This window comes from Methylobacterium segetis (genome assembly GCF_004348265.1).
Lineage (GTDB): Bacteria > Pseudomonadota > Alphaproteobacteria > Rhizobiales > Beijerinckiaceae > Methylobacterium > Methylobacterium segetis.
The window spans coordinates 1-20,517 of the sequence record NZ_SMNT01000030.1 but is presented as its reverse complement, the minus strand read 5'-3'; the positions used below and the strand labels follow the sequence as shown (position 1 = coordinate 20,517).

Below are 20,517 nucleotides of genomic sequence, written 5' to 3'. Positions count from 1 at the left end.
GTGAGGCGCCTGTTGCGCCCCGTCTTTAAGCGAATCCGCGCGCCTCGGCCACGAAGCCGGCGATCTCAGCGGGGGATGGCGGCGGGATCGCTCCGGCGCCCCGCGCGTTGCGCAGAGCGGCCCCGGCTCCGGTTGTCCGTCCGGGAGGTCTCGCTTCGCCGGGACGGAGGCCGTAGAACGGGCCGCTCAAGGTTCGCGTCCAGAACCGTCCCGAGCCGTCCGGCTCGCACGTCTCCGGAGATCGCCCATGCGCCTGTCCCCCGGTTGCCGTCGGAATCCGCGGCGCCCGCGCGCGGCCGGAGGGCTCTGAGCGGATGAACCGGTTTCAGCGCTGGAGCGAGAGCCTCGCGCAGCGGCGCGCGGGCGGCCTCGGACGGCTCGGCAAGTGGCCGGCGGCCAAGAGGACGATCGAAACCCCGCACGCGCCCGCCCCGGCGCAGCGGCCGGGCTCCCCGGGCGCGACCCGCGTCCCCGCCCTCCACCACCCGCGGCCCCACAAGATCGTGAGCTGGAACCTGCTGCGCCGGACCGGCGCGGCGGTGGCCGACGTGGTCGCCCTGATCGACCAGGAGCAGCCCGACCTCCTGCTGATGCAGGAGGCGACCCGCGACATCGCCGCCATCGCCGACCGGGTCGGCGGCGTCTACGCCTGGGCGCCCCTGCCCGGGCGCATCCACGGCCTCGCGATCTGGAGCCGCCGTCCCTGGGGAGAGCCGCCCGCGATCCTGGCGCTGCCCTCGGGCGCGGTGGTGCACCGGGTCTGCCAGGTGCTCGATTGCGGCGATTTCGGCATCGCCAACGTGCATCTCTCGCACGGGCAGATGCTGAACCGGCGCCAGCTCCGCCACATCGAGCGGGCGCTGCCGCCCCGCGCAGCCGTGCTCGGCGACTACAACCTCGTCGGCCCGGCCCTGTTGCCCGGCTTCCGGGACGTCGGCCCCCGGCACCCGACCCACGCGATGGTCGACGTGCTGCCCCTGCGGCTCGACCGCTGCCTCGTGCGCGGCCTCCATTGCCACGGCAAGGACGTGCTGCCCCGCGGCGCCTCCGACCATCGGCCGATCGTGGTGCATCTCACCCTGGGCACCGACGACGTGCGCCGCCCGCAGCGGACCGTCAGAGGTATGGCAGCAGCAGTCGGGCGCCTGCGTCGCGGTAGCGCACCGGGAGCGAGCGTCCTGTGATCGCGTCCTTGGTCAGGCGCGTGTCCATCTTCTCGGCCATGAAGGCGTCGAGCCGTCGCGCGATGCCGGCATCGTAGATCTCGACGTTCAGCTCGAAATTGAGGCGGAAGCTGCGCGTGTCCCAGTTGGCGCTGCCGACGAAGGCCCAGGCCTCGTCGACGACGAGGACCTTCGAGTGGTCGAAGAGCGGCTCGTCGAGCCAGATCCGGACGCCGCTCTCGAAGAGCGGGTCGAGATGGGCCCGCGTCGCCCAGTCGACGAAGCGGTGGTCGCTCCGGCGCGGGATGATCACGTCGACGGTCACGCCCCGCAGGGACGCGAGCGCGAGGGCGTTCAGCACGATCTCGCTCGGCAGGAAGTAGGGCGTCACGAGGCGCACCGAGCGGCGCGCGCAGGAGAGCGCGGCCAGCACCACGAACTCGATCTTCTCGATGTCGGCGTCGGGGCCGGAGGTCACGACGCGGGCGGTGGTCTCGCCGGCGCATGCGATGCGCGGGACCCAGCGCTCGCCGTCGAGCTCCTCGTTCATCACGAAGTTCCAGTCGGTGCCGAAGGCCATCATCAGCTGCTCGACGACCGGCCCGTCGATGCGGAAATGCGTGTCCCGCACGGGGTGGGGCGGCTTGCGCGAGACGCGGTTCGCGTCGGAGATGTTGATGCCGCCCGTGAAGGCGCTCTCCCCGTCGAGGATCAGGAGCTTCTTGTGGGTGCGCAGGTTCAGGAAGGGCATCCGCCAGGGCAGCGCCGAGTGCATGAAGAGGCCCGCCGGCACGCCTGCCCGGCGCAGTCGGCGATAGGCGCCGGGATCGAAGTAGCCGCCGCCGATCCCGTCGATCAGGACCCGCACCTCGGCTCCGCGGGCCTTCGCCCCGGCGAGCGCCTCGCAGAAGGCGCGGCCGGTCTCGTCGTCGCGGAAGATGTAGCTCGACAGGGCGACGCTCCGCTCGGCCCGACGAATCGCCTCCAGCATCGCCGGGTAGGCCTCGTCGCCGTTGCGGAAGAGGCGGACGGCGTTGCCGGCGACGAGGGGAAGCTGGGTGATCTGCCGACCCGCCCGCTCCAGCGGGCGCAGATCCGCCTCGATGCTGGTCTCGGGCTCGCGCGGGTCGCTCGGCTGCTGCGAGGGTTTCGGCCGGAGCCGCCGGGCGCGGCGGGAGACGCGGTTGACGCCGAACAGGGCGTAGAGCCCCGTGCCGAAGATCGGGGAGAGCCAGGCGAGCCCGATCCAGCCGATCGCCACACTGATCTCGCGCTTGCGCAGCAGGACATGCCCGGAGACGCCGAGCGCCAGCACGAGGCCGAGCACCGCGAGGACATCGGCCCGCATCGAGGCCGTCGCCTCGAGCCATCGGTTGAGCGCGTCTTCCACAGGGGTCCGCCAGCCTGCCGCGTCGCGGCTCCGCTCCCTCCTTAGGCGAAGCCTCCGGCGGGAGACAGGCACGCCTGGGGATATCCGGCTCGAAGCGGTTCGCCCGTCTCCGCAGGGCTGACGCCGGATTCGAACTGTCAGGCCTGCGACGGCGGCGCCCCGTGCGGACAATCTCGGCGGCCTCCATAGTGTTGCCGGCTTTGTGGCGCCCCATCGGGTTCGTGGGTGACGAAGGCCCAGACGCCGTGCATCGAGTTGGGAAGGATTGGCCTGCATGCCCGTGATCGGACTCTCCCTTGCGATCCTCCCGGTGCTCGCGATTCTCGCGGCACGCGCCCTCTTCAAGCTGCTGTTCCTGCCCTTCCATCTCGTCCGCTACGCGGTGCGCGGCCGGTCCGCGCTGGCCCTCGCCCTGGCGAGCGGCCTCTGCCTCTCGGCGGCGCTGACCTGGACGGAGTTCGGCGGTGAGCGGGCCGCGCCCCAGCTCGTCGCCGCACGCTGAGCCGAGCGCAGCCGCGCCCGGTCGATCATCCTCGACAGACCACGCCTCTCTGCCGATCAGGACAGGTATCCGACTCGACCGGTGAAGTGTTCACGCCAGTACACACATGTGCACTGGCGTAGTCTAAGTGAAAAGAAGAGCGTACCATCCGTGTCGGGACAAGGCATTCGTGCCGGAGTTCAAGCTCGACAAGGATGGAGACGCAGGATGGCGAGGCTATTCGAGGAGCGCGAACGGGCTGCGGAGATGATCTTTGCTCGCGACGAGGAGGCGCGGTTCGTCGCGCGCTGCCGTCGAATGCGTGGGCTCGCCTGGTATGCGGCCGCCAAGCTCGGTGTCGACGCACGCGCGGCCGAGGGATATGCGGCCGAACTGGTCGCCTCCCTGGTCCAGGGCGTCAAGGACGAGGATCTGCTCGAGCGGATCCAGGCCGATCTGGCGGCCAACGGCGTGATCGAGACCATGGGTAATCTGCGGGCGGAGCTGATGCGCCTCGGCGCGCAGGCGAGCCTCGAGCCGGCGATGCCGGCGGCGGACGGTCATCCGCCGCGCCCGGACGCAGGCCCGATGCCGACCCCGATGGTGTCTTAGCCGCAGGCGTTGCGGCACGTGCGGGACCGCGCATGATGAGCCGATGAGCGCCGAGACGCACGCGGTCTTCAACCAGTCCCCGCCCTTCGCCGATGTAAACCTCGTCGCCGCGGATGCTCCGCTCCGCGGCGCCCTCGCCGCCAACGGCGCCGAGGCTGATCTGCCCGCGCTCCTCGCCTTCGGGGCTGCCTGGGGCGCGTCCGGCCGACTGGAGCTCGGCCGCCTCGCCAACGAGAGCCCGCCGCGGCTGCGCACGCACGACGCCCAGGGCCGGCGCCTCGACGGGGTCGATTTCCACCCGGCCTATCACGCCCTGATGGAGGCGAGCGTCGGCGACGGGCTCCACTCCGCCCGCGCGGCGGGCGGCCATCTCGCCCGGGCCGCGCGCCTCTACGTGGTGGCGGGCGTCGAGTGCGGCCATCTCTGCCCCCTGACGATGACGAACGCGGCCGCGGCCGCACTCACCGCCGCGCCGGAGCACCTTGCCGCCTGGGCGCCCCGCCTCTCCGCGCGCACCTACGATCCGCGCTTCCGGCCCTGGTTCGAGAAGGCGGGCGTCACCCTCGGCATGGGGATGACGGAGAAGCAGGGCGGCACGGATGTCCGCGCCAACACGACCCGGGCAGAGCCACGGGGCGAGACCTACGCGCTGACGGGGCACAAATGGTTCCTCTCGGCGCCCATGAGCGACGGCTTCCTCGTCCTCGCGCAGGCGCCCGGCGGCCTCACCTGCTTCCTCGTGCCCCGCCATCGGCCGGACGGGTCGGTCAACGCGCTGCACCTGCAGCGGCTCAAGGACAAGCTCGGCAACCGCTCGAATGCCTCCTCCGAAATCGAGTTCGCGGGCGCCTTCGGCTGGCGGATCGGGGAGGAGGGGCGCGGCGTGCCCACCATCATCGGGATGGTGCAGCTCACCCGCCTCGATTGCACGCTCGCCTCCGCGGGCCTCTCCCGGATGGCGCTGGTGCTGGCGCTTCACCATGCCCGCCACCGGCAGGTCTTCGGGCGGCCGCTCGCCGGGCAGCCGGCCATGCGGGCCGTGCTCGCCGACCTCGCCCTCGAGGCCGAGGCGCAGACGGCGCTCGCGATGCGGCTCGCGGCGAGCGTCGACCGCGGCGAGACGGCCCGCATGCGGCTGCTCACGCCGGCGGTGAAATATGGCGTCTGCAAGGGGGCGCCGGGCCTGATCGCGGAGGCGATGGAGTGCCTCGGCGGCAACGGCTACGTCGAGGAGAGCCCGCTGCCGCGGCTCTACCGGGAGGCGCCCGTCAACGCGATCTGGGAGGGATCGGGCAACGTCATGGCGCTCGACGTGCTGCGCGCCGCGCATCGCGCGCCGGACGCGGCCGACGCAGTCCTGGCCGAACTCGCCGCCGAGGCCGCGGGGCTGCCGGGCGCCCGCGAGGCGGCCGCGGAGATCGCCGCCGCGCTGCGGTCGCCGGATGCGGAGGCCCGGGCCCGCCTCGCCACCGGCCGCCTCGCGACGCTGGCCGCCGCCGCGGCGCTCGCGGCCTGCGCACCGCCCCCGGTGGCGGAGGCCTACGCCCGCACGCGCCTTGCCCGCGAGCGGGGAACGTTCGGGGCGAACCCGATCGAGGCGGCGGACCTGTTGCTGGAGCGGGCGCTGCCCGAAGCGTGATGCGCGACGCGCTCGACCTCTCCTGAACGGGAGGTCGAGCGCGCCACTCACCCGGCCCGGCGCGCGAGCCCGTTCGCCAGGACGAGATCGGCCGGGCGGCCGGTGAGCTCGGCCCGGTGGTCGAACCGGGCGGTGAAGCTGCCCACGCCCGCCGTCACCGAGCGTAACTCGACGATGAGGTCCCAGATCTCGGCTTCCGGGATCTGCGCCTGGAGCAGATCCCAGCCGGGCCAGCCGGGCCGCGCGTCGAAGCCGAGGATCTGGCCGCGCCGGCTCGTCACCGCGCCCGTGGCCTTGGGCGTGTAGGCGGAGGGCGTGGCGATCTCGACGGCGAGGATCGGCTCCAGCAGCACGGGATCGGCCTTCGGCAGGGCGTCGTCGAGGGCGAGGCGGGCCGCCGCCTGGAAGGCCGCGTCCGAGGAATCGACCGCGTGGGCCGCGCCGTCGGTCAGCGTCACGCAGAGATCGACCACCGGGAAGCCCAGCGGGCCGCGGCGCAGATAGGCCCGCGCGCCCGTCTCGACGGAGGGGATGTAGGCGCGGGGCACAGCGCCGCCGACCACCTCGTCCTCGAACAGGAACCCTTCGCCGCGCGGCAGCGGCCGCACCGCGATCTGCACGTCGGCGAACTGGCCGTGCCCGCCCGTCTGCTTCTTGTGGCGGCCGCGCCCCGTCGCGGCCGAGCGGATCGTCTCCCGGTAGCCCACCTTCGGCCGGTCCTTGTCGACCGCGACGCCGAACCGCGAGGAGAGCCGCTCCACGGCCACGCGCAGATGCATCTCGCCCTGGCCGAGGAGGCGGATCTCTTCCAGATCCGCGTCCTGCTCGACGCTGAGGCCCGGATCCTCCTCGGTGATCTTGGCGAGCGCGCTCGTCAGGCGCACGTCGTCCTTCCGGTCGCGCACCTTCAGCGCCGCGGCGTAGACGGGCGCGGGCGGCGGCGGGGCGGCGAGTTCCGGGGGGACATTAGTCCCGGCCGCGAAGCAGGCGCGGGTGCCGATGCCCTCGAGCCGGCCGAAGCCCACGGTCTCGCCCTCCGTGGCGGCGGCGAGCCGGCCGTTCTGGCCGCCGCTCAGGGCGACGAGGCCCGCGATGCGGGAGGTCGTGCCGTCCGAGGCGGTCACGCCCTCGCCCTCCTGGAACGCCCCCCGCAGCACGCGGCCGACCGAGAGCTTGCCGCCGAAACCCGTGTGGCGGGTCTGGATCACCTGGGCGAGCGCCGGTCCCTCGTCCGGGATGCCGAGGCGGGCGCGGGTCTCGGCGAGGGCGGGCGCCTCGTGGCGCAAAGCCTTCAGGAGGCGCCCGATGCCGTTGCACCGCGCGGCTGAGCCGATCAGGACCGAGACGGCGAGCCCCTCGCGAAGCTCCCGGGAGAGATCTCCGAAGATGCGCTCGCGGTCGGGCTCGATCTCGGAGATCAGCTGTTCCATCAGCACGTCGTCGTGGTCGGCGAGGCGTTCGAGCAGCGTGAAGCGGTCCTCCTTCTCCTGGGGCAACTCGCCCTCGGGCAGGGCGATCACCGTGCTCGGCGCGTGGTTGCGGTAGACGAAGGCCCGCTCCAGGGCGAGGTCGATGAAGCCCGTCGCCGCCCCGTCCTGCCAGATCGAGATCTGGCGCAGGAGGAGCGGCGTGGCGGAGGCCGCCTGCAGGAGGCCGAGGGTCTCGCGAGGGCTCTGGGTCGCCGCGTCGATCTTGTTGACGAAGAGGAGCCGCGGCACGCCCTGCGCCTCCAGGATGCGCAGCACGTATTCGAGCGCCGGGAGCTTGCGCTCGTCCGCCTCGCAGACGACGACCGCCGCGTCGCAGACCGGCAGCACCGCCTGCATCCCGTGCAGGAACTCGATCGAGCCGGGACAATCGACGATGGTGAAGGTATCGCCGAGATAGCTCAGCGTGGCGACGCCCGGCTCGACGCTCATGCCGTGGGGACGGGATTCCGCGCCCTCGCCGGCCTTCGCCGGGCGCTCGCCCGAGCCGGCCCGCTCCATCAGCGCCTCGAGCAGCGCCGTCTTACCGCTCTGCGCCGGCCCGACGAGAGCGATGCACCGAGGTTGGGCTGCCATGCGACGCCTCCCCTGTTCAGGATGGCATCATAGCGCCGAACCGCCGTGCGGGAAGGCTCGCGTCAGGCAGAAAAATGCAAGTCCGGCGCGCTGTCACGCGCCGGCGCGGTTCCTTCGCCTCACGCCGCCGAGGCGATCTCGCCCGTGCCCGAGCCGATCCCCTCCGCCTTCAGGAAGGCGTGGGCATCCTCCTTGCGCTCGAAGATGTGCGGCGCGAGCCCGCGCCTGCTCAGGGCCTCCTGCATCTTGAGGCGCAGGAAGGCGCTCGTCGCGTAGCGGGTCGAGGTCAGGTAATGGTACTTCTCCATGTAGTCGATCATCTCGGCATAATCGTCGTACAGGTTCTCGCTGATGCGGAACCCGTCGTGGTTGATCACCGAGTTGACCCGCTGGCCCGCCTTCAGGCAGGCGGTCTCGAGGACTTGGCGCAGGGCGTCGATGTCGCCCTTCGAGCGGACCTGCCAGCCCTCGAGGTTCACGAAGAGCAGGTTGCGCGAGGCGTCGTAGCTCACGCGCTCGCTGAGGTTCAGGTTGAGGAGGTCGGCCAGCAGCTCCATCGGCTCCTCGGCGAAGATGCGCCGGTCCATCAGGATCGGGTTCTCGATGATCGGCGTGAAGCTCATCTGCGAGAGGATGTCCCGGCCGATGTCGATGCCGGGCGCCACCTCGATCAATTCCAGCCCCCGCTTCGTCAGGTGGAAGACGCAGCGCTCCGTCACGTAGAGGACGGGCTGGCTCCGCTCCTGCGCGAAGGGGCCGCTGAAGGTGTTCTGCTCCACGCGCTCCACGAACTTGCGCGAGCGCCCCTCCTGCACGATCCGCAGCTTGCCGTCCTCGACCTTCGTGACGAGGCCGCCATTGGTGAAGGTGCCGGCGAAGACCACCTTGCGGGCGTTCTGCGAGATGTTGATGAAGCCGCCGCAGCCGTTCAGGCGGCCGCCGAAGCGGCTCGTGTTGACGTTGCCCTCGCTATCGCACTCGGCCATGCCGAGGCAGGTCATGTCGAGGCCGCCGCCGTCGTAGAAATCGAACATCTGGTTCTGGTCGATGATGCAGTCGGCGTTGGTCGCCGCGCCGAAGCTCGACCCGCTCGCCAGCACGCCGCCGACCGCCCCGGCCTCGGTGGTCAGGGTGATGAAGGGGGTGACCTTCTCCTCGGCGGCGACCGAGGAGATGCCCTCGGGCGCGCCGACGCCGAGATTGACGACCCCGTTCGGCGGGAGCTCGAAGGCGGCGCGGCGCGCGATGATCTTGCGCTCGGTCAGCGCCATCCGCTTGATCCCGGTGACCGGCACCCGGATCTCGCCCGCGAGCGCGGCGTCGTGCATGACGCCGTAATTCATGCGGTGCATCTCGGGCTCGGCCACCACCACGCAATCGACCAGCATGCCGGGGACGCGCACGTCCTTCGGCTTGATCGAGCCCTGCTCCACGATGCGCTCGACCTGGGCGATGACGATGCCCCCGTTGTTGCGGGCGGCCATGGCCTGGGCGAGGTTGTCCAGCGTCAGCGCCTCCTTGGCCATGCAGATGTTGCCCGACGGGTCGGCCGAGGTGCCGCGGATGAAGGCCACGTCGATCTTGGTGGCCGTGTAGAAGAGCCACTCCTCGCCATCGACCTCGACGAGCTTGACGATGTCGTCCGTCGTCACCGTGTTGACGCGCCCGCCGCCGTGGCGCGGGTCGACGTAGGTCTTGAGGCCGACCTTCGAGAACAGCCCGGGCTGGCCCGCGGCGCAGGCCCGGTAGAGCTGCGAGATCACCCCTTGCGGCAGGTTGTAGCCGATGATCCGGTTCTCCTGCGCGGCCTGGGCGACCTTCGGCATCCGGCCGAAATTCGCGGCGATGACCCGGCGCAGCAGGCCGTCGTGGTGGAGGCGGCCGGTGCCGAGCCCTTTGCTGTCGCCAGCGCCCGCCGTCATGATGAGCGTGAGGTCGCGCGGGCCGCTCGTCTCGACGAAGCGCTTCTCCAGCGCCGCGTGCAGCGCCTCCGGGATGCAGCTCTGGACGAAGCCCGTCGTCGTGACCACGTCGCCGTTGCGGATGAGCGCGATCGCCTCGTCCGCCGTGATGACCTTGTTCTTCTTCATCGGCGTTCCGTTTCCTTCCCTGGCCTCCGCTGAGCGGGAGGCTCGGCCTGGGCGTCCGGCGGCGGGCTTCTTCCGAGCCCTGGTCCGCCAAGCGATCCGCGCGAGGACCGGCCTGCCTGCGGCGGGCCAGCGCGTGTGTACCGGGGCACGTCCGAGCGTGCGCGAGGCCGGGTCGGTGTTCGCTGCTCTCAGGATAATTCGATGCGGCGATCTGGCAATCGCAGTAATTTTTGGCGTCCGCTTGAACGAAACTTGCCAGCGCGGCCGGCGCGGGCAGTATTTTGAATGCGAAATCCCAGCCTCATCTGCGCTCAGGGCGCCGACGCGAAGGTCCAACCGGACAGGGCGGTCGGGAGCGGCATGCGGGAGATGTCGAGGCCGCAGGAGGGTTTGTGGGTGCCGCCCTGGATAAGCCGCGTCAGAGCCGCCTCGGCGGTCTCGCAACTGCCGAGCGGCTCGTTCTCGTAGAAGACCACGAAGCTGTCACGGCCGGCCAGACGGATCATCTCGATCCGGAAGGCTCCCTGCGGCGTGTCGCAGAGCCAGTATCCGCGCATGTCGCGCTCCTCGCACGGGCCGCTCCCGCCGGCCTTGTTGAGGCGAATCATGCGACAAGCCTTTCCGGCCTGTCCAGATCATTTGAGAGGAGCGGCGAGAGCCGCGGGCTCGAGACTGTTTTTTTCGCTGGCGAGCGAAGGGTCGGGATTAGGGGCGCAGGTCCGCGCGTTCAATCCATAGTCCTTCATAGGATCCTGATCGCACTTGAGCCCGCCCGGCCGTGAGGCCGCGGCGGGCTCTTTTCGTGCCGGCGGTCAGGAGATCAGCGCGAAGATGCCGACGGCGATGCCGGCGCCGGCGACCGCGAGGCCGAGGAGGGTCACGCTGCTGAGCTGATCGACGGTCTCGACGCTCTGGCCCTGGCGATGGATGGGATCGTTGGCGGTCATGCGGCGCTCCTGTGCGACTGTGCGGGACAGGCGGGGGCAACGCGCGAGGCCGGCGAAGGATCGAGCGGGCGTCAGCACCAGTCCAGGCAGGCGGAGCGCGCGATGACGGGGGCGAAGGCGTTGAGGAGGGTGCGGTCGAGCTGACCCCGCATCCCGGTCATGATGCGCACGGCCTCGGTCGCCGCGAGCGGTCCCCGATAGGCCCGGCGCTCCGTCAGTGCAGAGAAGATGTCGCAGATCGTCACCATGCGCACGAGATCGGCGATCTCCGCTCCCGCGAGGCCGTCCGGGTAGCCGCTGCCGTCGAGCTTCTCGTGGTGATGGCGCACGACGTCGATGATCTCGGCCTCGATGTCGCCCTGCGCGCGCAGCAGCTCGGCGCCGAGAACGGCGTGGCTGCGCATGAGCGCGGCCTCCTCGGGGTTGAGTCCGTTCGGCTTGTTCAGGATCGGGGCCGGGATGCGCGACTTGCCGATGTCGTGCAGCAGCGCGGCCTTGGTGAGCCGGTGGTGGTCGTCCTTGCCGAGCCCGATCTCCGCGCCGAACGAGGCCGCGTAGCCCGCCACGCTCAGCGTGTGCTGGTAGACCTGCGCGTCGTGGCGCCAGACCACGTCCAGCCAGTCCCGGATCCCGCTCTCGGAGACGGCGGCGAGCACGGTCTCGGTGCCCCGGTCGGCCTCTTCTCTGCGCAGCCGCCGGTCGGCCGAGGCGCGGAAGAACAGGTCGGTCACGATCCCGGTGGCCGCCTCGGCCCGCGCGTCGAGGCGCCGGGCGCCGGCCGCCGCGGCGCGGGCGGCCCCCTCGATCATCTCCAGGATCCGGGCGAGCACCGTCTCCCGCGGGGTCGCGGCCGGCAGGACCGCCTGCGCCGCGAAAGCCTCCACCCCGTTCGCTCCCGCCCGCTTGTCCCCGGTCGGGTCCCCGGTCAGGACGAGGGTCGGGAGCGGGCGCTCGCGAAGACGGGCCGCGAGTGCCTCCGCACGGGCGGCCGTGCCCGTCCCGAGATCGATCACGAGGGCGAGGGGACGGCGCTGGGGCAGCGGGCTCGAGAAATCCAGGCAGGTGCAGGCCATCACCCGCTCGATCCCACGGGCGAGCCCGGCGGCCTGCGCGGGTCGGTCGCTCACGATCAGAACGAAGGCATCCCGCATCATGGGAGGGTGGTCCGGCTCGGTCGCCGCAGGATGTCGGTACGGCGCCCGAGGGTAAAGGATCCCTTCAGGCTACACGAAGAAGTGTAAGGATTCGTTGCGAGGTCCCGGGCGCCGCACGCTCTTTCGCCGTTCGCGGGACGGGAGCGGGATCCTGTGATTCAGGGCGCATTAGCGAAGATCGGCGATCCTCGCGGGCATGAGCGATCTGCCCCTGTCCGTCGATCTGGCCGGCGACACCTTCGTGTTCGCGGCCTCCGCTGCCCCTGTCCGGGCCGCATTCCTGCCGCCTGAGCCCGAAGCCGTGCGGCGCCGGCAGCCCGGCCGCTGGCTGATCTGGCTCATCGGATCCCAGATCGCGGCGAGCGCCTGCCTGACGACCTACGTCGCCTACGCGATGGCCCCTGCGATCCAGCGGCCGCTGCCGGACTTGGCGACCTACGCGCTGCGCCTCGGCGCAGAACCGTCGGCGCCCCTTCCCGCCGCGGTTCACGACGGCTTCCGCCTGCGCCTGAGTTTCCACGACGCGACCGACTGAGCGGGCGGCACGGATGGCGGCCCCCGGTTCGGGCACGCGCCCTGGATCGGTCGCGCGTCATCCCACGCAGACCCATGCCACGCGGGCCCATGCCACGCGGGCCTATGCCGCGCGGGCCCGAGCATTCCCCATCGTGAGGCATCCCCCCATCGTGAGGAAAGCCCCGCGGACCGGCCGGTCCGCGGGGCTGATTGCTACTCCGCCGCGATCTGCACCGGCACGGCCGGTCCGATCCGGGCCGCGCAGAACTTGAACTCCGGGATCTTGCCCATCGGGTCCAGGGCCGGGTTCGTCAGCAGGTTGGCGGCCGCCTCCGCGTAGCAGAAGGGCATGAAGATGAACCCGTCCGGCACGTCGCGGTCGGAGCGGACCTTCACGTGCACGGCGCCGCGGCGGGTCTCGAGGCGCATCGTGTCGCCCGGGGTGAGGCCGTGCTTGTGCAGCTCGCGCGGCGCCATGAAGGCGACCGCCTCGGGCTCCAGGGCGTCGAGGACGCCCGCGCGGCGGGTCATCGAGCCCGTGTGCCAGTGCTCCAGCACGCGGCCCGTGGAGAGCACCATCGGGAACTCGGTGTCGGGCACCTCGTCCGGCGGCACGATGTTGGCAGGCACGATCTTGGCCCGCCCGCTCTCGGTCGGGAAGCCGGCGTAGAAGATGATCTCGTTGCCGGGCTTGTCGGGCGCGTCGACGGGGTAGGTCACCGCACCCTCGCGCTCCAGGCGCTCCCAGGTGATGTTGTTCAAGGACGGCATCACCTGCGCCATCTCGTTGAACACGTCGGCGGGGCTCTTGTAGGTCCAGGACAGGCCCATCCGGTTGGCGACCTCCTGGATGATCCACCAATCCTGGCGCGCATCACCGGGCGGCGGCACCACCGGCCGGGCGATCTGCACGCGGCGGTCGGTGTTGGTGAAGCTGCCCGCCTTCTCGGCGAAGGCCGAGGCCGGGAGCACCACGTCGGCGTGAAAGGCGGTCTCGGTCAGGAACAGGTCCTGCACCACGAGGTGGTCGAGCATCGCGAGCGCGTGCCGGGCATGGTTGAGGTCGGGGTCCGACATCGCCGGGTTCTCGCCCTCGACATACATGCCGCGGATCTCGCCGGCATGGATCGCCCGCATGATCTCGACGACCGTGAGCCCGGCCTTGCGGTCGAGGGACTGGCCCCAGAAGTTCTCGAACAGCTCGCGGACCGCCGCCTTCTCGACGGATTGATAATCCGGGTAGACCATCGGGATCAGGCCGGCGTCGGATGCGCCCTGCACGTTGTTCTGCCCGCGCAGCGGGTGGAGGCCGGTGCCGGGGCGGCCGATCTGGCCGGTCGTCAGCGCGAGCGCGATCAGGCAGCGGGCATTGTCCGTGCCGTGGACGTGCTGGCTGACGCCCATGCCCCAGAAGATGATCGAGGCGCGGGAGCGCGCGTAGAGACGGGCCGTCTCCCGCAGGGTCTCGGCGTCGATGCCGCAGACGGGCGCCATCTTCTCCGGGGTGAACTCGTGGATGCGCTCCTTCAGCGCGTCGAAGTTCTCCGTGTACCCGGCGATGTACTGCTCGTCGTAGAGGCCTTCCTCCACGATGACGTTCAGCATCGCGTTGAGCATCGCCACGTCCGAGCCCGGCTTGAAGGCGAGGTGCTTGTGGGCGTGGCGCGACAGGACCTGACGGCGCGGGTCCATGATGATGAGCTTGGCGCCGCGCTCCTTGACCGCGTTCTTGATGAAGGTCGCGGCGACCGGGTGGTTCACGGTCGGGTTCGCGCCGATGATCACGATGACCTCGGCGTCGAGGGCGGCCGAGAACGGCGCCGAGACCGCACCCGAGTTCAGCCCCTCCATGAGCGCGGCCACCGACGAGGCGTGGCAGAGGCGCGTGCAATGGTCGACATTGTTCGAGCCGAAGCCGAGGCGCACGAGCTTCTGGAAGAGGTAGGCCTCCTCGTTCGAGCCCTTGGCCGAGCCGAAGCCGGCGAGGGCCTTCGGGCCGTGCTGGTCGCGGATGCCCCTGAGGCCGCCGGCCGCGCGCTCCAGGGCCTCCTCCCAGGTCGCCTCACGGAAATGCGTCCAGGGATTGGCCGGATCGACCTGATCGTTCGCGTCCTTGGCGACGCCGTCGAGGCGGATCAGCGGCTTCGTCAGGCGGTGGGGGTGGTGGATGTAGTCGAAGCCGAAGCGGCCCTTCACGCAGAGCCGGTTGCGGTTGGCCGGACCGTCGCGGCCCTCCGCGTAGACGATCTTCTCGTCCTTGACCTTGTAGGAGACCTGGCAGCCGACGCCGCAATACGGGCAGAGGGAATCGACCTCGCGGTCCGGATAGACCGTGCGGGTCTGGTTCGCGTCGAGATAGGCCGCGGGCATCAGGGCACCGGTCGGGCAGGCCTGCACGCACTCGCCGCAGGCGACGCAGGTCGACTGGCCCATCGGGTCGTCGAAGTCGAACACGACCTTGGCGTCGGCCGCGCGGTAGGCCATGCCGATCACGTCGTTAACCTGGACCTCGCGGCAAGCGCGGACGCAGAGGTTGCACTGGATGCAGGCGTCGAGATTGACGCTCATCGCCGGGTGGCTGACGTCGGGCTGCCAGCGCTCCACCGCCGGGAAGCGGCTCTCGCTGATCTCGACGTGGTCGGCCTGGTGCCAGAAATGCGAATCCGGGTCGTGCGAGGTCTCGCGGGCCGGCTGGTCGGCGACGAGAAGCTCCATCACCATGGCGCGGGCCTTCACGGCCCGGTCGCTCTGCGACTTCACCTTCATGCCGACGCCGGGCACGCGCTTGCAGGACGCGGCGAGGACGCGCTCGCCCTCGATCTCGACCATGCAGGCGCGGCAATTGCCGTCCGGCCGGTAGCCGGGATCAGGCTTGTGGCAGAGATGGGGGATGTGCGTGCCGAGGCGCTGGGCCACCTGCCAGATCGTCTCGCCGGGCCGCGCCTCGATCTGTTGCCCGTCGAACTCGAACACCACGCCGGGAATGCCGGCCGGGATGTTCCTCAGGCCGAGCGTGCCGCTCGGGGCCGGGCCCTGCTGGCCGCCGGATTTCTGCCCCTGCGAGTAGGAGCCGCCCTGCGCCGTCGTGCCGGAGCCCTGGCCGCCCGCGTCCTGCGGGCCGGTCGGGCCCTTCACGAGGGGGTCTGTGCCGCTCGGGTTGCTGTTCTGGGTGCCGCTGCTCATCAGGTTCCGCTCCCGCCCGCTGGGCTGCCCTTGAGAGGGCACGCACCGGCGGCTCGTTCTCGTGGGGGCCGCCGGAGGCGGCGGCCCTGGCTTCGCGCGTACCCGGCCGGGCTCCCGCCTACTCCGCCGCCATCGGGCGCGGAGTGGGGAACAGGTCGGGGAAGAACTTGATAACGCTCGTCAGCGGATTCGAGGCCGCTTGGCCGAGGCCGCAGATCGAGGCGTCCCGCATGCATTGCGACAGCTCGCCGAGGAGCTCGGTGTCCCAGATGCCGTTCTCCATCAGCATCCGGGCCTTCTGGGTGCCCGCCCGGCAGGGGGTGCACTGGCCGCAGGACTCGTCCTCGAAGAAGCGCATCAGGTTGAGGGCCGCGCCCTGGACGTCGTCCTTGTCCGACAGGATGACGACGGCGGCCGAGCCGATGAAGCAGCCGTATTTCTCGAGCTTGCCGAAATCGAGGGGAATGTCGCCCATCGAGGCCGGCAGGATGCCGCCCGAGGCGCCGCCCGGGAGGTAGGCCGCGAAGCTGTGCCCGTCGGCCATGCCGCCGCAGAACTCGTCGATCAACTCCTGCACGGTGATGCCGGCGGGGGCGAGCTTGACGCCCGGCTCCCTCACCCGACCCGAGACCGAGTAGGAGCGCAGGCCCGCCGAGCCGTTGCGGCCGTGGCTCTTCCACCACTCGGCCCCGCGCTCGATCAGGTCGCGCACCCAGAACACGGTCTCGACGTTGTTGATGAGGGTGGGGCGCCCGAACAGGCCGACCTGGAACGGGAAGGGCGGCTTGTGCCGCGGCAGACCGCGCTTGCCTTCGAGCGACTCGATCAGCGACGATTCCTCGCCGCAGATATAGGCGCCCGCGCCGCGGCGCAGGTGCAGGCGGGGGCCGCCGGCCGGGAGCTTGGCGATCTCGCGGGCGAGGATCTCGCGGGCGATCGGATACTCGTCGCGGATGTAGAGGTAGACGTCCTCGGCCTCGACGACGTGCGCGCCGATCAGGGTGCCCTCGAGGAAGCGGTGGGGATCGGTGTTGAGGTAGAGCTGGTCCTTGAAGGTGCCGGGCTCGCCCTCGTCGCCGTTGATCGCCATCAGGCGGGGTCCGGGCTCGCCGCGCACCGAGCGCCACTTGCGGCCCGTCGGGAAGCCGGCGCCCCCGAGCCCGCGCAGGGCCCCGTCGTCGAGGACCTTGAGCACGTCCTCCACGCCGAGTTCGCCCGAGCGCAGGCGCTCCAGGGTCTTGTAGCCGCCGCCCGCCCGGTAGGCGTCGTAATCGACGTAGGCCGGGATATGGGCGTGGGTATCGCGCGCCTCGACCGCGGCCTTGACGCTCGCCACGTCCGCCCGGTGCAGGAAGTTGTGGCCGACCTCGACCGCGGGAGCATGGTCGCAGAGGCCCACGCAGGGCGCCCGCACGACCCGCACCTCGGAGCCGAGCTCCGCCTGGAGCGCCGAGAGCAGGTCCTCGGAGCCGTGCATCGCGCAGGTGATGCTGTCGCAGACGCGCACGGTGAGGGAGGGGATCGAGGCCTCGCCGTCCCGGATCACGTCGAAATGCGCGTAGAAGGTCGCGGTCTCGAACACCTCGGCGAAGGCGAGCCGCATCTCGTCGGCGAGCGCCGCGAGATGGGCGGCGCTGATCTGGCCGTAGGTGTCCTGGATCAGGTGCAGGTGCTCGATCAGGAGATCCCGCTGGCGCGAGCGGTCGCCGAGCAGCGCCTCGATCTCGACCTTGGCGCTGGGATCGACCTGGCGTCCCTTCGGCACGGGCCTCGCACGCTCGCGACCGAGGCCGGGGTGATCGAACCGCTGGACGCGGGAGTTATCGTGCTGGTTCATCCCGCCACTCTAGCCTCTGGCATACAAAATACAAGGGTCGCTGCAGACCGTTGCGGCGCGTCAGGACGAGGCAAGTCGGTGTCCGGCGCCGCGAGCGGAGGTCCATCGCGATGCCTGCGTCCCACTATGCCGCGAGGGGCATAGCATGCGATTCAGAGGGCGAGAAGTTTCCAAGACTTAAGCTTTGGCGGTCGGCGGCTGTCCCTGACCTTCTCCTGTGGGGAGTGCGTCAATCCTTGCGACCAGAAATATTTCCTTTTGCGATGCGACATTTCTTGCACAATGATGCAGAAATGCGGTCGATCCCGCCGTGCCTGCCTCAAAATCGGGCTTTGGAACGGGTCGAAGCTGCGAAAATGCGGGACAGGAAATTTATTGCCGGTCGGTACGCACCGTCAGAAACACCGCCTGAACGGGGTCGGAGACCTGACTGCGGACCTTAGCCTCGCGGCAAAGGCATGCCTGACCCCTCTCGCGCGCATACCCATCCGCGGGTGGGAGACGAAGGCCTGCCGACGCCCCGGCGAGGGGCTACTGCCCCCCGAATGACCGCAAGGGGCGACCCGCCTCCGAACGAGCCTCCATCCGGGCGGCCCCGGTTCGCAGGTCGAACGCGACGAGGCGCGGCCCGGCAACCGCCTCAAGGGCTACCTCGAAGGCATCGAGGGCCCGATTGATCCGGTCGATGCAGGTGGGGTCCTCCGGATCGCACCCCGCGAGGCCATCCGACAGAACGGCCGTGCGGACCTGTCCGATGAGGTCGGGGGTGAGCGGAGGGCGCGTCCCCTCGGCATAGGCCGCCGCGACGGCATCGGCCAGCGCCTCGTGACTTCGGTGATCGCTCATCCTGATCCGTCTCCGCCGCGCCGAGATCGAACGGCCCGCAGCGCTCAACGTCGAGAGGATGCTTCTCGTTTCCGCAACGCCCCGGATCGGAGGGAGGAGACTGCCCGTGGGGCGCGAGGGAACAAGAAAAACGCGCTCCCTGCCGAGAGCGCGCTGAAGGTAGTCCCATGTCTCAGGAAGGACCCGAGGTGCATACCAGCTTTGTATACCAGATACCAGCCTGACATGCGCCCGTGCCCTCGAAATCTGCCGGGAGCTCTGTTCGAGGGGCGTCGCGCCTGCCATCGGGTGCTCCGCACCCGGCACACGCCTCCGCTTGCCTGCCTCCAAGCGTGCGCGGGCCGAAACGGAGAGGGGGCCGCCGATCGAACTCGGCGGCCCCCTCGCTCGGTCGCGGGAAGGGTCAGGGGCTCGCGCCCCGTCGCAGCCGCTATTCGAGGTAATCGCCGTAGGTGTTGACGTGGGCGGCGAGGCCGAGGCCGTGATCGCGCACTAGGGTCTCCGCGACCTCCTTCTGGCGGGCCTCCAGCGCCTTGATGATCTGAACGTGCTCCTTGATCGACTTCTCGGACCGGTCGCCCTGGCGCAGAGCCGTGTTCCGGATGCCGCGCACATGCATCAGCAGGTTGCTCGACAGGTCCTCGATCACCTCGCACTGCCCCAGCGAGATGATCTTCTGGTGGAAGCGGATATTGGCGTCCGAATACTCGTCGATGTGCTCCGAGGGCCGGCCCTCGTAGAATTCCGGGAACATCTCGCGCAGGGATTTCAGCTGGGCGTCCGTCGCGCGCTCGCAGGCGAGCCGCGCGGCCATGCTCTCGAGCGCGGCCCAGGCGTGGATCATGCCCACGATCTCCTTCTTCGTCTTCTTGATGACGAAGACGCCGCGACGCGCCTCGGAGCGCACGAAGCCCTCCTGCTCAAGGACCGTCAGGGCCTCGCGCACGGGCGTGCGGCTGACGCCGAGATCCTGGGATAGCTTGCGCTCGTCGAGCCGGACTTCCTCGGCGCGGCCGTAGATGTCCATGTTGGTGATGGCGGCCTTCAGCGCCTCGTACGCCAGCGTCCGCAGGCTCGAGCTCGCGACGATCGGCGTGATGTTGAACTGATCGCTTTTCACCATTACCGCACCCAAACGTTCTTCGGCTCCGCGCCGCAGGCCGGCGAAATCCACGCACGGGCGCCGAGACCTACTGCAAAGCCTGAACACCGCCTAGTGTTCTGCCCTGATCTTCCTCGTGTTTCTGCCCGATCGTGCTGCCTGACACGGGCTCCGATCATGGAATAGATTCTGGTATACCAGATACAATCTGTCAATTCATGAGATCGCATCCCCGGTCGGGGGCGCGCGCATGGCGCCAGCCTACTCGCGTACGCTCACGCCAATGGCTGCAATTGGCCTTCGGCGTCGTCTGCATGTGCATGATCGCGAACATGCAGTACGGCCGGACCTTCTTCGTCAACCCCATGCAGGAGCGTCACGGCTGGGATCGCGCCGCGATCCAGATCGCCTTTACGCTCTTCGTCGTCACCGAAACCTGGCTCGTCCCCATCGAGGGATGGTTCGTCGACAAGTACGGCCCGCGCATCGTCACGCTGTTCGGCGGCCTGCTCTGCGGCATCGCCTGGGTGATGAACTCCTACGCCGAGTCGCTGACCACCCTCTACATCGCGGCCGCGATCGGCGGCACGGGCGCCGGCGCGGCCCCCAGCGGGGTTGGGAGGAAGGCCCCTGAACGAAGGGCGCCCGTCCGTTTCCGGACGGGCGCCCCGTCTTCGTCGGAGAGGGCGGGACGCGTCCCGCCCCCGGAGGGTGGTTCAGCCTTTGAGGCGTTCGAGGAGTGTTGATCCGAGGCGGGCGGGCGAGGGCGAGACCCGGATGCCGGCCGCCTCCATCGCCGCGATCTTGTCCTCCGCGCCCCCCTTGCCGCCCGAGATGATCGCCCCCGCATGACCCATCCGCCGACCCGGAGGCGCCGTCCGGCCCGCGATGAACCCCACCATCGGCTTGCGACGGCCCCGACGCGCCTCGTCCACCAGGAACTGCGCCGCCTCCTCCTCCGCCGAGCCCCCGATCTCGCCGATCATCACGATCGACTCCGTCTTCGGATCCGCCAGAAACAGCTCCAGAACGTCGATGAACTCCGTCCCCTTGACCGGATCGCCCCCGATCCCGACCGCCGTCGTCTGACCCAGACCCGCCGTCGTCGTCTGGAACACCGCCTCGTAGGTCAGCGTGCCCGACCGCGACACGATCCCCACGCTGCCCGGCCGGAAGATGTTGGCCGGCATGATCCCGATCTTGCTCTCCCCCGCCGTCACGATCCCGGGGCAGTTCGGACCCACAAGCCGCGACTTCGAGCCGAGAAGCGCCCGCTTCACCCGCACCATGTCGAGCACCGGGATCCCCTCCGTGATGCACACGATCAGGGGGACCTCCGCCGCCACAGCCTCCAGGATCGCGTCCGCCGCGCCCGGCGGCGGCACGTAGACCACGCTCGCCTGAGCCCCCGTCGCCTCCCGCGCCTCCGCCACCGTGTCGAACACCGGCAGGCCGAGATGCGTCGAGCCGCCCTTGCCCGGGCTCGTGCCCCCC

General features: G+C 70.3%; 16 protein-coding genes and 1 pseudogene. 6 read left to right on the top strand and 11 right to left on the bottom strand.

The window, feature by feature from the left end; all coding sequences use genetic code 11:
• The first annotated feature begins 314 nt into the window (after positions 1–314).
• Complete coding sequence (locus E1J50_RS10095; protein WP_132253070.1) at positions 315–1,184, top strand: endonuclease/exonuclease/phosphatase family protein; 870 nt, start codon at positions 315–317, stop codon at positions 1,182–1,184.
• Here E1J50_RS10095 and E1J50_RS10090 read toward each other — a convergent pair.
• The gene (locus E1J50_RS10090) at positions 1,117–2,553 is read right to left on the bottom strand and encodes a phospholipase D-like domain-containing protein (RefSeq protein ID WP_132253068.1); all 1,437 of its coding nucleotides are present in this window, start codon (positions 2,551–2,553) and stop codon (positions 1,117–1,119) included. The two genes, E1J50_RS10095 and E1J50_RS10090, sit on opposite strands and share 68 nt — an antisense overlap.
• A 274-nt stretch (positions 2,554–2,827) precedes the next feature.
• Here E1J50_RS10090 and E1J50_RS10085 point away from each other — a divergent pair, with 274 nt between their 5' ends.
• The 3 genes from E1J50_RS10085 (at position 2,828) to E1J50_RS10075 (ending at position 5,285) form a co-directional block, all read left to right on the top strand.
• On the top strand, positions 2,828–3,055 hold the full coding sequence (locus tag E1J50_RS10085) for a hypothetical protein (protein WP_132253065.1): 228 nt from the start codon (positions 2,828–2,830) through the stop codon (positions 3,053–3,055).
• Between the two features lie 207 nt (positions 3,056–3,262).
• Entirely contained in the window at positions 3,263–3,646 is a 384-nt protein-coding gene (locus E1J50_RS10080; RefSeq protein ID WP_132253063.1) for a DUF1476 domain-containing protein, read from the top strand.
• A gap of 43 nt (positions 3,647–3,689) precedes the next feature.
• Positions 3,690–5,285: an acyl-CoA dehydrogenase family protein gene (locus E1J50_RS10075; RefSeq protein WP_132253061.1), complete on the top strand. Its 1,596-nt coding sequence runs from the start codon at positions 3,690–3,692 to the stop codon at positions 5,283–5,285.
• Positions 5,286–5,332: 47 nt separating this feature from the next.
• On the opposite strand, the gene E1J50_RS10070 is transcribed toward E1J50_RS10075, so the two are convergent.
• The 5 genes from E1J50_RS10070 to E1J50_RS10055 form a co-directional block, all read right to left on the bottom strand.
• Positions 5,333–7,348: an elongation factor G gene (locus E1J50_RS10070; RefSeq protein WP_132253058.1), complete on the bottom strand. Its 2,016-nt coding sequence runs from the start codon at positions 7,346–7,348 to the stop codon at positions 5,333–5,335.
• A 119-nt stretch (positions 7,349–7,467) separates the two neighbouring features.
• On the bottom strand, positions 7,468–9,438 hold the full coding sequence (locus E1J50_RS10065; RefSeq protein WP_132253056.1) for an acyl CoA:acetate/3-ketoacid CoA transferase: 1,971 nt from the start codon (positions 9,436–9,438) through the stop codon (positions 7,468–7,470).
• Between the two features lie 311 nt (positions 9,439–9,749).
• A complete protein-coding gene (locus tag E1J50_RS10060) occupies positions 9,750–10,046 on the bottom strand; it encodes a hypothetical protein (RefSeq protein ID WP_245516506.1) in 297 nt (98 codons plus the stop codon).
• 204 nt (positions 10,047–10,250) lie between these two features.
• Complete coding sequence (locus E1J50_RS28325; protein WP_281024555.1) at positions 10,251–10,385, bottom strand: hypothetical protein; 135 nt, start codon at positions 10,383–10,385, stop codon at positions 10,251–10,253.
• 71 nt (positions 10,386–10,456) lie between these two features.
• The gene (locus E1J50_RS10055; RefSeq protein ID WP_342635895.1) at positions 10,457–11,512 is read right to left on the bottom strand and encodes an HD-GYP domain-containing protein; all 1,056 of its coding nucleotides are present in this window, start codon (positions 11,510–11,512) and stop codon (positions 10,457–10,459) included.
• A 223-nt stretch (positions 11,513–11,735) separates the two neighbouring features.
• Here E1J50_RS10055 and E1J50_RS10050 point away from each other — a divergent pair, with 223 nt between their 5' ends.
• Complete coding sequence (locus E1J50_RS10050; RefSeq protein ID WP_132253048.1) at positions 11,736–12,074, top strand: hypothetical protein; 339 nt, start codon at positions 11,736–11,738, stop codon at positions 12,072–12,074.
• Between the two features lie 194 nt (positions 12,075–12,268).
• On the opposite strand, the gene fdhF is transcribed toward E1J50_RS10050, so the two are convergent.
• The 4 genes from fdhF to E1J50_RS10030 all read right to left on the bottom strand — a co-directional run bounded on the left by fdhF (position 12,269) and on the right by E1J50_RS10030 (position 19,044).
• Complete coding sequence (gene fdhF, locus E1J50_RS10045) at positions 12,269–15,238, bottom strand: formate dehydrogenase subunit alpha (protein ID WP_405029852.1); 2,970 nt, start codon at positions 15,236–15,238, stop codon at positions 12,269–12,271.
• Positions 15,239–15,356: 118 nt separating this feature from the next.
• Positions 15,357–17,075 carry an NAD(P)H-dependent oxidoreductase subunit E gene (locus tag E1J50_RS10040; protein ID WP_132253045.1) on the bottom strand — a complete coding sequence of 573 codons (1,719 nt, stop codon included), beginning with the start codon at positions 17,073–17,075 and terminating at the stop codon, positions 15,357–15,359.
• Positions 17,076–17,606: 531 nt separating this feature from the next.
• Positions 17,607–17,921, bottom strand: coding sequence for a hypothetical protein (locus E1J50_RS10035; protein WP_132253043.1), 315 nt, complete (start codon positions 17,919–17,921; stop codon positions 17,607–17,609).
• 430 nt (positions 17,922–18,351) lie between these two features.
• Complete coding sequence (locus E1J50_RS10030; RefSeq protein ID WP_132253040.1) at positions 18,352–19,044, bottom strand: GntR family transcriptional regulator; 693 nt, start codon at positions 19,042–19,044, stop codon at positions 18,352–18,354.
• A 197-nt stretch (positions 19,045–19,241) separates the two neighbouring features.
• Between E1J50_RS10030 and E1J50_RS10025 the strand changes: the two are divergent.
• Positions 19,242–19,625: pseudogene (locus tag E1J50_RS10025) on the top strand (MFS transporter); the annotation flags it as partial.
• Positions 19,626–19,739: 114 nt separating this feature from the next.
• Here the strand turns inward: E1J50_RS10025 and sucD are convergent.
• Positions 19,740–20,517: succinate--CoA ligase subunit alpha (sucD, locus tag E1J50_RS10020; protein WP_132253038.1), on the bottom strand; the 778-nt coding region annotated here is incomplete at its 5' end.